Below are 12991 nucleotides of genomic sequence, written 5' to 3' on the forward strand. Positions count from 1 at the left end.
AAAATAAGATGAAAATTAGCGTGAAATATAAATTTTGGTGATGTGAATAAAGCGGCTATTTAGCCGCTTTATTGGTTTTTTGAAGGCGAGAAAATTAGTTTATCGCCGCGTCAGTGAGTGCGTCTGCAAGGTGCAGTTGGGTTTGCTGGGCGGATTGAATGTAGGCTTTTAGAACATCGCAAACTGATAATAAGTTTTGAACTTTATCAACAATACGATGGAATTCTTCTAATGGTGGACATGGGAAAAACAATTGACTTAATATATCAATGTTGATGTTTTTTTGCGCAGTTGATGGGGCGAATTTTTCCAGAGTGGATTTTATTGTCATCATGAAATAATGAAAATAAAGAACAGGTATTTCATTTTCATATGGAGTAAAGCCAACTACACTATCGGGAAAACAAGCATCAAAGTTTAAAATACCAGAGTCTGCAATATTTGCAGCAATCGTAATACAAAGAGTACCTTTATTCCATAATTTACTCTGACTTAATCCTAGTTGATTATATAGCGCGGAATATGTATTTATACATCCATTAGATCTTGCAACATCACCTGTTTGTACTAATGGGATTGTGCCATCAGCATAAAGAGTGGGATCGTTACGAGGTCTATGTTTAGATCTTCCTCTAGCAAGTATGCCAATATCTGATAGGTAACTCCACTCCCACCCTTCCGGAAGTTCAAACGGTTTTTCCTCATCGCTAATCGGCGGCAACGGTTTTTGTTTTTTTATTTTCCCGTCTTTCACCAGTTGAGCCTTTTCCTGCGCAATTCGGTTGAGCAGTTCAGAGGCAGGTTCGTCACTCGGATCCTGCGGCACAAGTTTACCCATTACGGCAAGTTGCAGAATGGTCTGTTTTAACGCATCCACGCTAGCTTCGGTGGTAAATAGTGTGTCGAAATGCTCGCTAATACGCGCCCAGTTTTCAGCCAGTTCCTCGGCGTTTTGGCTGTCTGTAAGCGTTTCCAACAGGGTTTCAACCAGTTGCTGATGTGCGTCCAGACTGGTCAGGGATTGTTGTTCCAGTTGGTCGCAGAGGGACATTAACTGAGTAAACCTAATAATAATGCGCTCTTGTTCTTGCAATGGAGGGAAGGGAATAGGATTATTTTCAAAAAAAAGCCTTGGAACACGTTTCTGACCAGCAGAACCAGTCATTTGTGATTCACCAGACTTAAGAAAATTAGGTGATTTAAAGTTTAAAAGAAGATATTTTCGATTAATTATATCGCTAAAAGGGCGTGCAACATGTAATTCGGTTGTTCCAACACCAATGCCATTTTTTAAGCCAGAAAAAATAGCTGCTTTACTATTTTCAAAGCAAGGTGTTATTTTTGCAATAGCGATATCACCATTAGCAAAGTGTGTATAACCTTTTTTAACATCTTTCCATTTTTTTATTTCAAATTCATGCGAGCCATCAAATCTAGTAGATATGAGTGGCATTGGAATAAATGATATTTCTTGTTCATCATCACTGACATCAATTTTAGGATTTATTTCCGCAATTCTAGTTAGCGTTGTCCACTCCCATCCCTCTGGCAATTCAAATGGCTTCTCTTCCTCGCTAATTTCTGGCAGTGGTTTTTGCTTTTTAATTTTCCCCTGTTTCACCAGCTCCGCTTTTTCCGCCGCAATACGCTTCAGCAGCTCCGACGCCGGTTCATCGTTCGGGTCTTGCGGCACCAGTTTACCGCGCACAGCCAGTTCCAGAATCAGCTCACGTAATTTCTTAATGCCATATAAATCAATTTTTCCGGAACTGCCGCGCCCGGCGGTGGAACGGGTTTGCAACGCCGAGGTCCAGGTTTCCATATGATCAACGATCAGCTTTTCCACACTCATTAGTTAACCTCCTTGCCAGACAGCGCAGCGCCAAGAATATCGCGCAGTTGATTACGCAGCGTCTGGATCTCCGCCTGCTGTTTTGCATACTGCGCTAACAGTTCGTCCGGATCATGGCTAACGGTTTCCGCCTGATGTGGGTTTTTAATATCCAGATTGAAGTTACGCGCAATCACGTCATCAATGCTGACTTTCCATGCCTGCTCATTCTCGACGCGGCTGGCAAAACCATCGGCCTCGTTACCCCACCAGTCAATCTCCGCCTGAAACTCTTCAAACTTCATCGGCTTGGTTTTGCTGTAGTTTTTCACGCCCGCCGGATACGGATGCTCATAGAACCAAATCTCTTTGGTTGGCTGACCTTTGGTAAAGAACAACAGGTTGGTTTTAATGCCGGTATAGGGGTTAAACACCCCATTCGGTAAGCGCACGATGGTATGCAGGTTGCACTCTTCGGTAAGTAGCTTTTTGATTTTGGTTTTAACGCCTTCGCCAAATAGTGTGCCATCCGGCAATACCACCGCCGCACGACCGTTTTTCGCCAGTACTTCCACAATCAGTTGCAGGAACAGATCCGCCGTTTCGCGGGTTTGCATCTCTGCCGGAAAGTTCTTCTCAATACCGTCTTCTTCCGTGCCACCAAACGGCGGGTTGGTAACAATGACATCCAGTTGTTCATCCCAGGAGGAAAGCGGTTTGTTCAGGGTGTTGTCGTGACGAATTTGTACCGGTACTTCAATGCCGTGCAGCAGCATATTGGTGGTCGCCAGCAGGTGCGGAAGCTGTTTTTTCTCAACACCGTGGATCTGTTGTTGCAGTGTCTGATGATCGGCGACGCTCTTCACGTATTTGTTCTTTACATGATCAAATGCGCAGGCAAGAAAACCGCCCGTACCGCAGGCCGGGTCCATAATGGATTCGCCGAGTTTCGGATCAACGCGATCCACCATAAAGCGAGTGACGGCGCGTGGAGTATAGAATTCGCCAGCATTGCCCGCAGATTGCAGATCTTTAAGGATCTGTTCGTAAATATCACCAAACAGATGGCGTTCGCTGGCGCTGGTAAAGTCAATTTCGTTCAGCTTGTTGATCACCTGGCGCAGTAGCGTACCGTTTTTCATATAGTTATAGGCATCGCTGAACGCCTGCTTCACCACGTAGCCGCGTGGGTTTTTATCGATAGGTGCAGTGAGGTTTTTCAACGCCGGGAACAGATCATCATTAACGAATTCCAGCAGGGAATCACCGGTAATGCCCTGAGCGTTTGCGGCCCAACTGCGCCATAAATAACGCTGTGGGATCGGATATTGATAGTTATCCTGCTCCAGTTCCAGCGCCTCTTCCTGGGCATCGAAGATTTTCAAAAACAGCAGCCAGGAGAGCTGACCGAGACGCTGCGCATCGCCATCCACACCGGCATCTTTGCGCATAATATCTTGTAATGATTTGATTACTGAACTGATAGACATGTTGTATTCCATGAAAAACAAGGCCTTCTGCAACATGATGGTTGCAGAAGGCGCAAAAGAGAGTTGTTAAGCAGAGCGGGGCGGTAATTGGTAGATTTCGTTTTCCAGCTCGCTGAGCGCCTGATTATACCCGTTACGGTCGCCAAATCCGGTTTTAATAATCTCCGGTAAGGTGCCCATGCTGTCGAATGGTTTAAGTTTCAGCACCTGAATACTTTCGATCTCCTGTACGCCCGCATCGGCGTATTTATCCAGCAGATTATCGAGCACGGTTTGCGCTGCTTCAGAGTATTTTGTGAAGTAGTTCCGCTTGCGCACGTTCTCGGCACGCTCTTTGCGGGTTAACGGCGGCTGACAATACACTACGTGGCAAAGCATGTCGAACGGGTCGAGATCTTTACCGACTTCTTCTGCCAGTACTTCCCAGATGATCCCCTGTTGCTCCAGCTCGTGAATGATCGCTTCTTTGCGATCGGCGTCCTGCCACTTGCGGGTAAAGTCATCCAGCGAGGCATATTCTTTGAGCAGTGTTTTGCGGGTGTAATCTTTAAAGGATTCGGTAACCAGTTTACCGTCGGCATCGTAATACTGAACACGCTGCGCAATAACGCCCACCGCTACACCGTTGACGTGAAACTTGCGGATTTTCTTCTCTTCTTCTTCCGGAAGTGGGCCGACATCATCGGTATCGGTAACCTGGTATGGTGGCGCAGGCGGTTCATCAACGCCTGTTACCTGTTCGTCGTCATGTTCGCTGATTTCTTCGAGTTTCTCTTCAAAATCAGATTCTGGATCGGCGATATCCTCTGGTGTGGTATCCATGACTTTTTCGGGAATGCCATCGAAACGCTCATCGGCAAACAGTTCGGTGGCTTTTTTAAAGTCGAGGATGGTAAACCAGAGTTTGCCGTAACGTTCGTCGATGCGTGTACCACGACCGATAATTTGCTTGAATTTGGTCATCGACTGGATGTTCTGGTCCAGTACTACCAGTTTGCAGGTTTTAGCATCCACACCGGTGGTCATCAGCTCTGAAGTGGTCGCGATAACCGGGTACGGTTTTTTCGGGTTGATGAAGTTATCCAACTGAGCTTTGCCAATTTCATCATCGCCGGTGATTTTCATGACGTATTTGTCGTTCTTTTTCACCTGCTCCGGGTTGAGATTAACCAGGGCGCGGCGCATACGTTCTGCATGATCGATGTCGTTACAGAAGACGATGGTTTTATCCATCGGATTGGTGCGCTTGAGGTAGTCGGTAATGGTTCTGGCAACCAGTTCTGTGCGTTCGTCGATTACCATCGTGCGATCGAAATCTTTCTGGTTATAGATACGATCGTCGATCACTTCGCCGTTTAAGTCAGTTTGCCCTTTGGTTGGGCGCCAGCCTTGCAGATCAACATCAATATCAACACGGACAACTTTATAAGGGGCGAGGAAGCCGTCTTCGATCCCTTCTTTTAGCGAGTAGACGTAAACCGGATCGCCGAAGTAATCCGTGCTGGAGACTTCATGCGTCTCTTTTGGCGTGGCGGTTAAGCCAATTTGGGTGGCGGAACTGAAATAATCAAGGAGCTCTCGCCAGGCGCTGTCTTCGGATGCGCTGCCGCGGTGGCATTCGTCGATCACGATCAGATCGAAGAAATCTGGTGCGACTTGTTTAAACGCTTTTTGGTCTTCCTCCGGACCAGTTATAGCCTGATAGAGCGCGAGGTGAATTTCATAAGCGGGATCAATGGTGCGTCCGCTGACTTTGGTCATTGCCGTACCAAATGGCTGGAAATCATTATTTTTGGTTTGGTCGACCAGAATGTTGCGATCGGCAAGGAACAAAATGCGTTTTTTATTTTTTGATTTCCACAGGCGCCAGATGATCTGGAATGCGGTATAGGTTTTCCCTGTTCCGGTCGCCATGACCAGCAGAACGCGGTTTTGCCCGTTGGAGACGGCTTCAATGGTTTTGTTGATTGCCTGAAGCTGGTAATAACGTGGCGATTTACCGCTGCCATCGTCGTAATAGTCCTGAGTAATAACCGGAAGCTGAGCTTGTGTGTATCCTTTCCAGAGGCAGAATTTTTGCCAGAGTTCAGCGGGGGAAGGGAAGTCATCCAGCGTTATTTGCTTTTCAAGGCATTCACCTTCGGCTGCGGTGGCATCGCGGAAGATAAAGCCATCACCGTTGGTGGCAAAAACAAAAGGAACGTCCAGCAGGCGCGCATATTCAATGCCCTGTTGCATCCCTTTGCCAATTTCATGTTTGTTGGCTTTTGCTTCAATCACGGCTAAGGGAATGCCTGGTTTGTGATACAGCACGATGTCAGCAGATTTTACCGTTCTGCGTGCCGCAACTTTACCACGTACGATGACTTTACCGTCCCGGAGTTTGACCTCCTGTCTGATTTGCGTTGTGTTGTCCCAGCCTGTATTGAGAATGGCTGGCATAACGCATTTGGTAATGATGTCTGCTTCCGTCAGGTTACTTAGGTTCAGTTCCGCCATGGGGTGTTCTCATCTAAATGCGATGCGCAAATTCTACACAGAAAAATAGATGAATTCATCTGTTCAAAGAGTATTATCAGCGTTAAGTCACTGTTTTAAAGGTATTCTTGAGTTTCATCAATAGCTGGATAAGGATTCATATGGAGAATGTTCGGTTCTTGCAAGGAGTGAAACAATATTTTTGTACTAAGGCATTAGATGTCATTCTGCTAATTTATCTACTCCTTGGTTTTATACTTCTCCCTTATAAATATCTGTGGAAAGATATTATTTTATCTCTGTGCTTTGTTGGTATTCTTCTTTATGCATTAGTGGAAGAAAATCGCATTACAGAATATATGGAGTATTTTGTTAAGTTCAGTAATAAAAACAGGTTGAATAGTTGTGCTGCCTGGTGTTCACTTATTGCATGGTTTATATTTTTGTTTTTTGTGCTTTCAATTAATATTTTTCCAGTCAGTGCCTCTGTATACGTTTTTAGTGCTTTTTCAGTATTTGTTTTTCTGGGAGGTGTTTTTATTATATTAGAGTTGGAATTTAAAAATAATAAAAAATTAATGATTATTAGGTCTATGACTATAGCTGTCATACCAATTATATATTTATTCTCAAGTAGTTTTTCTTCCAGTTTATTTTTAAGTTTGAGTAATCTAAATATCACACTATCACCATGGGTTGAGTATTTCTGGAAAGGGATGGCTTTTTTGTTGCTTTTCTTCATGTTGATGCAACTTATTATCTATTTTGCTTTTTTAACTCTGGTGACTAAATTAAGCGTGTATAGGTTATTTATACTTTCCGGAGCATTTATAGTATCTACTATTTTAGTAGTTTTTGCTTCAAAAAATGTAGAGAATATTTCGTACTACGTTTTAAAAAGCACCATAGATTTTGAATGGCGCAGTCAGGTTAAATGTGGAGAGTTGAATATTTCACGTCCGGATGAAAGATATTTCGGGTTTAATACCGATAAATATACTGTATTTTATTCCAATAGAGAGGGTAAATGGGGGTTCAATGAGTTGAAATGTAAGAAAGGTTCTGACAGGAGAGATGCATATTCCATTGAGAATGTCTCAGAATATAACGTGCCTGGATGGCTGAAATAAGTCATCTTTATAATTAAATCGTAAAGGTTCTGGTCATAAATGAGCATGATTAAACATAAACGGGGCACACTCTACACACTTGATGTGCAGCAAGAAGCTGAACTCATGGCTTTGGTTAATAAATCCGACGAAGACATTGATTACAGCGACATTCCTGCTTCTGGTAGCGAAGCATGGTCTGACGCCACACGCGGCAATTTTTTGCCAGATCCAGGTATTCACGCGCAATAAAACTTAGCGGAGGGGAGCACGTCGTTCTGTTTCCCCCCTCACTGCTAAATGGGGCATTGAGCTGCTTTACACTCAACCTTTCACGATTACTTCCTCAACCCCGCAAACGCCGCCCGAATCTCTTCCTCCGGCAGCTGAATCCCGATAAACACCATCGTGCTATGCGGTTTTTCATCGCCCCACGGGCGGTCCCAGTCGGCGCTGTAGAGGCGCTGGACACCCTGGAACAGCAGGCGGTTAGGTTCGCCGTCAATCCATAGCATCCCTTTGTAACGCAGCAGTTTATCCGCCGACTCCAGCAGCAGGTTTTCCATCACGCGGGAAACTTCGCTGATATCTACCGGGTAATCCAGTTCCACCACAATCGACGAAATATCGTTTTGTTTATCCGCGATAAAGTGAAAACGCGGTTTGGTGCTGACGACGTTTTCTTCCAGCATAAAACCGTTGGTGTTGAACAGCAGGCCCAGATCGATGTCGCCGTGGGTGACGGTGTAGATCGGTGCGCGGGCGTTGATGCGCGCCAGGCGTTCACGCAGTTTTTCTGCTTCGCCTGCGACGTCGGTTTTGGTCAGCAGAATGCGGTCGGCGTAGCCAACCTGTGACTGGGCGATGGTGAACTGGTTCATCTGCTCATCGGCATGTACCGCATCCACCAGCGCAATCACGCCGTCCAGCAGGTAACGCTGGCATAAAATCTCATGGGAGAAAAAGGTCTGAATAATCGGGCCGGGATCGGCCATGCCGGTGCATTCAATGACCAGACGGTCGAACTGAATATTGCCCTTGTCGAGATTGTCCAGCAGGTCGAGTAGCGCGTCCTCCAGCTCGTTGGAGCGTGAACAACAGATGCAGCCGTTGGTCAGCGTTTTGATCTGCGTGGCGCGGTCGCCAATCAGTTGATCATCAACGGAGACTTCGCCGAATTCGTTTTCAATCACGGCAATTTTGTAGCCGTGCTGTTCATTAAGAATATGGCGCAGCAGGGTGGTTTTGCCTGCGCCTAAAAAACCGGTGAGTAGGGTAACTGCAATCGGGTTCATGCTCTCTCCATTAACAACAGCGCATACCGCCTTTACCATCGCCGCCGTAGCGTGCGTTCTGGCGTTCGCGGAAGAATTCTTCATAGCTCATGTACGGCTTGTCGGGATGGTTGGTCTTCATATGCTCGACGTAATTGTCGTAGTCTGGAATGCCAATCAACATCTTCGCCGCCTGGCCGAGATATTTTTTTGCCTGTCCTAAGTTACCAAACATAGTTCACTCTGATAAGAACAAAGCCCCGCCGAAGCGGGGCTAAACACGGTTAGTGGTGCGAAGAGATCTTCACGCCGCCTTCCGGGATTGGAACGTACGGAGTTTCTTTGTCAGTACGTTTGTCGCTGTTACGCACCTTCAGCCAGGTTTTGAAACCGTAGAAGATGATGCTGTACACCACAATCAGGAACAGAATACTCAGGCCCGCGTTGGTGTAGTTGTTCACAACGATGTGGTTCATGTTGGCAATCTGCTGTGCCGTCAGGTCAGTACCGTTAGCAATCTTCTCTTTGTACTGGCTTGCCATGTAGAAGAAGCCTTCCATCTGCGGGTTGGTGCTGAACAGTTTCAGGCCCAGCGCCCAGGTGGTGCAGATAAGCAGCCATACAGCCGGAACAACAGTTACCCAGATGTATTGGGTGCGCTTCATCTTAATCAGCACAACGGTGCCCAGTACCAGCGCCACGGCTGCCAGCATCTGGTTGGAGATACCGAACAGCGGCCACAGGCTCTTAACGCCGCCCAGCGGATCGACCACGCCCTGATACAGCAGGTAGCCCCACAGACCCACACAGCCCGCAGTACCGATGATACCGGCAACCAGAGAATCGGTTTTTTTCAGGAACGGGATGAAGTTACCCAGCAGGTCTTGCAGCATAAAGCGGCCAGAACGGGTACCCGCATCCAGCGCGGTCAGGATGAACAGGGCTTCGAACAGAATGCCGAAGTGATACCAGAAGCCCATGTCAGCCATCGGCAGCACTTTATGGAACACGTGAGCGATACCTACCGCCAGCGTCGGCGCACCACCTGCACGGTTCAGGACAGAAGGCTCACCAATGTCTTTCGCGGTTTGCAGGATCTGCTCTGGCGAAATCACGAAGTCCCAGGAGCTGACGGTCGCCGCCGCGTGTGCGGTAACGTCTTTCAGCTGTGCCATGATGATCGGCGCGTTCTCGCCACCCATTTCATGCAGGTTAGGCATGGTGATGCCAAGGCCCGCAGGCGGGGTATTCATCGCGAAGTAAAGACCCGGTTCGATGATGGACGCAGCAACCAGCGCCATAATCGCCACGAAGGACTCCATCAGCATTGCGCCGTAGCCAATGAAACGCGCGTCGGTTTCGTTAGCCAGCAGTTTCGGCGTCGTACCGGAAGAGATCAGCGCGTGGAAGCCAGATACCGCACCACAGGCGATGGTGATGAACAGGAACGGGAACAGAGCGCCTTTCCACAGCGGGCCAGTACCGTCAATGTACTGGGTCATCGCAGGCATTTTCAGTTCCGGGTTCAGCACCACGATACCCAGCGCCAGGCCGACGATAACGCCGATTTTCAGGAAGGTTGCCAGATAGTCGCGCGGTGCGAGGATCAGCCACACCGGCAGCAGTGCGGAAACAAACGCATAGCCAATCAGTGCGAAGGTAATGGTGGTGTCTTTAAAGGTCAGTGCCGGACCCCAGTACGGATCGTGAGCAATCACGCCACCGAAGTAGATAGAGGCAACCAGCAGCACGATACCAATAACAGAGACTTCACCCACACGCCCCGGACGGATAAAGCGCATGTAGATACCCATAAACAGCGCAATTGGTACGGTTGAGCAAACGGTGAAGACACCCCACGGACTTTCGGCCAGGGCTTTAACCACAATCAGCGCCAGAACGGCGAGGATGATGATCATGATTAAGAAACAGCCAAACAGCGCGATAGTCCCCGGTACTGGCCCCATCTCTTCTTTGATCATCTCACCGAGAGATGCGCCGTTACGGCGAGAAGAGATAAACAGCACCATAAAGTCCTGAACCGCACCGGCCAGCACGACCCCCGCCAGCAGCCACAGTGTGCCAGGCAGGTAACCCATCTGCGCGGCGAGAACCGGACCAACCAGCGGACCCGCACCGGCGATAGCGGCGAAGTGGTGACCAAACAACACGTAACGGTTGGTCGGAACATAGTTCAGACCGTCATTGTTAATAACCGCAGGCGTCGCGCGCGTGGGGTCGAGTTTCATCACCTTCTGGGCGATGTAAAGACTGTAGTAGCGATAAGCCACCAGATACACTGACACAGAGGCGACCACGATCCACAGGGCGCTGACGTGCTCCCCCCGACGTAATGCAACTACCGCGAGGCAGAATGCACCGATGATTCCAAGAATCACCCAGGGTATGTGCTTGAATATCTTTTTAGTATCCATAGTAAAACCTGGCATGTATTGATTAATAGTTGGCCGAAGCCGTTCTAGGTTTGCGTTGCGTTTGAGGAGGTAAATTGACCGCTATCCTGCAGTGATGTTGCCAGAGTTACGCGCGCGTAAAGTAAGGTAAATAACTGAGTGGTTATTTTAGGGACGTAAGCGGTCAGGAATGGCGGTAAGCGGTTGGGCAAGAATTATTCGTCGGATGGATATGTGATTGAGATCACAATAAAAATGCCCCTTCGACGAATACGTGAAGGGGCTGGAGCTTAAATCGCAGCTTCCATTTCCAGCATCACCGGATGGAAACGGCGTTTAAAGTAGATAAGTCCGTGACCTTCTGCACTGAGGATGATGTTTTTAATCTCCACCAGATACACCAGATGTGTGCCAATCGCCTGCACATCGCGGATCTCACCTTCAAGACTGGCCAGCGAACCTTTCAACACCGGCTGCGCCAGCGGACCTTTTTGCCAGCATGAGAGGCTAAAACGCTCTTCCATCGCCATGCCCGTCATGCCCGCGAAGTGACGGGCCATCAGTTCCTGCTCATGGTTGAGGACGTTGACGCACAACTTGCCGTTGCCCTGAAACACCGGGTTCATCGCACTGTTGGCGTTAATGCACACCATCAGCGACGGTGGTGTATCCGTGACCGAGCAGACGGCCGTTGCCGTAATCCCGCATTGTCCGGCGTCGCCCTCGGTGGTGATAATATTTACCGCTGCCGACAGGCTGGCCATCGCGTCACGAAAGCGCAGGCGTTGTTCATCTAATTGCATCTTAACCTCCCGCTGCGTTATTTCAGCAGCTTATCCAGCATGTTGATATCGTCGTTGTTGTGCAGGTGCGGCACAGTCCAGCCGTTCTGGTCGTATTCCGACAGGCAGCGATCAACCATCGCCATCATCTTGTCCATATTGCCGGAGCTTTGTGCCTGGCGCAGACACTGCAGGCGAATCTCATCCTGGCTACCGGAGTAGTTGATTTCATACAGTTCGTGACGGCCACCAAACTCGCTGCCAATGGCGTCCCACATCAGTTTGAGGATCTTGATGCGCTGGACGTGATCCATACCGTTCGAACCGCGCACATACTTCGCCAGATACTGGTCGATCTGCGGATTGTTCAGGTCACGGGCACTGGAAGGGAGATAGATCAGGCCACTGGTAACGTTGCGTTCGATAATGTTTTTGATCTTCGCGTAGGCCATTGGTGCCAGTACGCGATAGGTTTGCAGTGCGGCATGATCCGGTAAATAAGCCCCGTTGACCCACGGCGTCGCTTCTGAACACATCGAGTCACTCAATGCCCAGAAGGTGTTGCGCCACGCCACCACTTCACCGAGATCGGCCTGCACGCCCCGGAACTCCAGGGTGCCGGTACATTCGAGTGATTTTTTCAGCAGTGCCGTGATGAAGTCGAGTTTCACTGCCAGGCGCACACAGGCTTGCAGCGGATACATACGGGCGAAACCGCCTTCCATCGTCCAGCGACGACAGCGATCAAAATCGCGGTAGATCAGCACGTTTTCCCATGGGATCAGCACGTTATCCATCACCAGAATCGCATCGTTCTCATCGAAGCGACTGGAGAGCGGGTAGTCGTACGGCGAGCCGGTAGCGCCCGCGACCATCTCATAAGAGGCGCGGGAGATTAATTTCACACCATCGGCATCCATTGGTGCAACGAACATCAGTGCGAAGTCCAGGTTTTCACCCATCACTTGTGCTGAGCCGAAGCCAATCATGTTGTAGTGAGTCAGCGCCGAGTTGGTGGCAACCACTTTCGCACCGCTGACGATAATCCCGGCGTCAGTCTCTTTTTCCAGCTTGATGTAAACGTCTTTCACTTTATCGGTCGGCAAATGACGATCGATCGGTGGGTTAACAATCGCGTGGTTAAAGTAGAGGCCAGTTTCCTGGATACGTGTGTACCAGTTACGGGCGTTCTGCTCGAACTGACCGTAAAAGCCCGGATTCGCGCCCAGTGCGCAACCGAAAGCGGCTTTGTAGTCTGGGGTGCGGCCCATCCAGCCATAGCTCAGGCGTGACCACTCAGCGATGGCGTCGCGTTGCTGGCGCAGGTCGTCGGCACTTTTCGCCACGCGGAAGAATTTATGGGTATAGCCGCCGCTGCCGGTGTCGGTGTTCCAGCACAGAGAGTCCTGCATCTCCGGTTTGTGCAGCGCGTCGTACAATTGGGCAACAGACGCTGCCGCATTACGAAATGCCGGATGAGTGGTGACGTCTTTCACTCGCTCGCCATAGATATAGATCTCGCGACCATCCTGCAGGCTTTTTAGATACTCTTCCCCGGTGAACGGACGTTGGGTACTGGCGCGGAAATCTTCTGGTTTCATGTCGACCTCTAC

General features: G+C 49.0%; 10 protein-coding genes. 2 read left to right on the top strand and 8 right to left on the bottom strand.

Translation table 11 applies throughout. The features are described 5' to 3' along the window. Nucleotides 1-94 precede the first annotated feature (94 nt). The 3 genes from K0335_RS05200 to hsdR all read right to left on the bottom strand — a co-directional run bounded on the left by K0335_RS05200 (nt 95) and on the right by hsdR (nt 5820). A complete protein-coding gene (locus K0335_RS05200; protein WP_104920085.1) occupies nt 95-1852 on the bottom strand; it encodes a restriction endonuclease subunit S in 1758 nt (585 codons plus the stop codon). Then, nucleotides 1852-3321 (bottom strand): type I restriction-modification system subunit M, encoded by a 1470-nt coding sequence (locus K0335_RS05205; protein ID WP_001387312.1) that lies wholly within the window; start codon nt 3319-3321, stop codon nt 1852-1854. Before K0335_RS05205 ends, K0335_RS05200 begins: the two co-directional genes overlap by 1 nt. A gap of 66 nt (nt 3322-3387) precedes the next feature. Next, on the bottom strand, nt 3388-5820 hold the full coding sequence (gene hsdR / locus K0335_RS05210; RefSeq protein WP_219393755.1) for an EcoAI/FtnUII family type I restriction enzme subunit R: 2433 nt from the start codon (nt 5818-5820) through the stop codon (nt 3388-3390). Between the two features lie 140 nt (nt 5821-5960). On the opposite strand from hsdR, the gene K0335_RS05215 reads away from it, so the two are divergent. Both K0335_RS05215 and K0335_RS05220 read left to right on the top strand, forming a co-directional pair. Beyond that, nucleotides 5961-6929 (top strand): hypothetical protein, encoded by a 969-nt coding sequence (locus K0335_RS05215; protein WP_219393756.1) that lies wholly within the window; start codon nt 5961-5963, stop codon nt 6927-6929. Between the two features lie 39 nt (nt 6930-6968). Next, nucleotides 6969-7160 carry a hypothetical protein gene (locus K0335_RS05220; protein WP_000061760.1) on the top strand — a complete coding sequence of 64 codons (192 nt, stop codon included), beginning with the start codon at nt 6969-6971 and terminating at the stop codon, nt 7158-7160. A gap of 86 nt (nt 7161-7246) precedes the next feature. On the opposite strand, the gene yjiA is transcribed toward K0335_RS05220, so the two are convergent. The 5 genes from yjiA to hpaB all read right to left on the bottom strand — a co-directional run bounded on the left by yjiA (nt 7247) and on the right by hpaB (nt 12979). Beyond that, entirely contained in the window at nt 7247-8203 is a 957-nt protein-coding gene (gene yjiA / locus K0335_RS05225; RefSeq protein WP_053292465.1) for a GTPase, read from the bottom strand. A gap of 10 nt (nt 8204-8213) precedes the next feature. Beyond that, nucleotides 8214-8417, bottom strand: a complete 204-nt coding sequence (locus K0335_RS05230; protein WP_000467859.1) for a YbdD/YjiX family protein — start codon at nt 8415-8417, stop codon at nt 8214-8216. 49 nt (nt 8418-8466) lie between these two features. Further along, nucleotides 8467-10617: a carbon starvation CstA family protein gene (btsT, locus tag K0335_RS05235; RefSeq protein WP_219393757.1), complete on the bottom strand. Its 2151-nt coding sequence runs from the start codon at nt 10615-10617 to the stop codon at nt 8467-8469. Between the two features lie 269 nt (nt 10618-10886). Beyond that, nucleotides 10887-11399: a 4-hydroxyphenylacetate 3-monooxygenase reductase subunit gene (locus K0335_RS05240; protein ID WP_001175455.1), complete on the bottom strand. Its 513-nt coding sequence runs from the start codon at nt 11397-11399 to the stop codon at nt 10887-10889. A gap of 17 nt (nt 11400-11416) precedes the next feature. Beyond that, nucleotides 11417-12979: a 4-hydroxyphenylacetate 3-monooxygenase, oxygenase component gene (gene hpaB, locus K0335_RS05245; protein ID WP_104920088.1), complete on the bottom strand. Its 1563-nt coding sequence runs from the start codon at nt 12977-12979 to the stop codon at nt 11417-11419. Nucleotides 12980-12991: the final 12 nt, after the last annotated feature.

It is taken from the genome of Escherichia sp. GZ89, assembly GCF_019366485.1.
GTDB lineage: Bacteria > Pseudomonadota > Gammaproteobacteria > Enterobacterales > Enterobacteriaceae > Escherichia > Escherichia fergusonii.